This window comes from Pseudomonas gingeri (assembly GCF_013385425.1).
In the GTDB taxonomy this organism is placed as follows: domain Bacteria; phylum Pseudomonadota; class Gammaproteobacteria; order Pseudomonadales; family Pseudomonadaceae; genus Aquipseudomonas; species Aquipseudomonas gingeri_D.
Genome location: NZ_JACAQA010000058.1, coordinates 1 through 1,371, shown reverse-complemented (window position 1 = coordinate 1,371; position 1,371 = coordinate 1). Strand labels below are relative to the sequence as shown.

Genomic DNA, 1,371 nt, shown 5'->3' with positions numbered 1-1,371 from the left:
TTTGTTTTCGTACAGAGCCTAGAGTGAAAAGCCTCAAGCAATATGACTCGGGGGCAACAAGATTGCGGCCGTTATTACTTCCGGACAAGTCTCTGACGTTGTATACGATGGCACTGATTTCGTAGTTCTTGATCAGCTTCCATCGTCTCTAAAGTAGGTTGTTGGCTTGATTGAAAATGCAAAAATGTCGATTGCGGCAGCCAGCGCGACCACAACTTTCACTGCTGATGAGGTGATTGTAGAAACGGCTCTTGGCGGCTCCGCTTATCAGCTGCCAAATTTCAGCAAGACGATTAACTTGGCAACTACCGGTGTCGGCGGAATGGATACCGGGACAGCCCCAGTATCTGGCTTTGTTTCGATCTACGCGATATACATCCCGACAACTGGCGCTTCCGGCTTGCTTGCGTGTGCGCAGGCGATAAGCAATGGCGGCGTGTACAGTGGCGCAAATATGCCAGCCGGGTATACTGCGTTAGCTCTTGTGTCCGCGTGGCCGACTAATAGCGGTGGGCAGCTCATCGCCGGGTTCCAGGTTGACCGTGGCATACTGATTGCTCCGGTGACAGCAATTTCGGCGGGGTCGGCTTCGTCTTATATATCATTAATTATTGCTACAGCCGTTCCATCAGCTGCACAAACAGTCAGCGGAATCATTGTCGCTAACGGATCATCAGCAACCACCGTATATGTAGCCGGTAGCGCTTCAGGAATAGGGCAGAAATCTACCGACGGGAATACAACCGGGACAGTTGGCCCGACCGCTCCATTTAGTGGGTTACCACTAATCACGTCGCAGACTATTTATTACTTTCAGTCAGGCGGCACAATCGGCGTTAACATAACGGGATATACATTCTAATGACTACTGTATACGTGCAATTCACAGGTGATACTCAAACAGTGATTATGTGCTCTTTCTGCGGGCCGCAAGATCCCGATATTTATCCAAACCAGGGCGAGGTAGATGATACCGATCCGCGCTACCTTGTATTCCTTGATCCGAGCTCAACGCCGGCGGCAATTCTCAAGGCCAAGCAAGACCAGAAGGCTGCCCTGCTGGTTTCCGCCTCTCAAGCCGTGACGCCGGTCTTCTTGGCATTGCAGCTCGGCGATGCCACTGATGCTGAAACCGTTGCTGCAAAGGCATGGCGCGACTACTACACGGCGCTGCAGCCGTAGACGTGACTGTTGACTCGCCAGCGTGGCCGATGCCGCCAGCGTCCTGAAGTCACCTGCCCGAGGTCCGAGCCCGCCAGCGCGGGCTTTTTTTCGCCTGGAGAAACCCATGCCTATCAGTCAGCAGCAATTGCTGCAGATCCTCCCGAACGCCGGTCCAGTTGCCGGCGTTTTGTAAGCGCCCCATAAACC

At 53.2% G+C, this 1,371-nt stretch carries 2 protein-coding genes; both read left to right on the top strand.

Features of this window, described 5'->3' with window-relative positions:
• Window positions 1–166 precede the first annotated feature (166 nt).
• The gene (locus HX830_RS31730) at window positions 167–862 is read left to right on the top strand and encodes a phage tail protein (protein WP_177104785.1); all 696 of its coding nucleotides are present in this window, start codon (window positions 167–169) and stop codon (window positions 860–862) included.
• Entirely contained in the window at window positions 862–1,182 is a 321-nt protein-coding gene (locus HX830_RS31725) for a tail fiber assembly protein (RefSeq protein ID WP_177104782.1), read from the top strand. The genes HX830_RS31730 and HX830_RS31725 overlap by 1 nt, the downstream gene beginning before the upstream one ends.
• Window positions 1,183–1,371 lie beyond the last annotated feature (189 nt).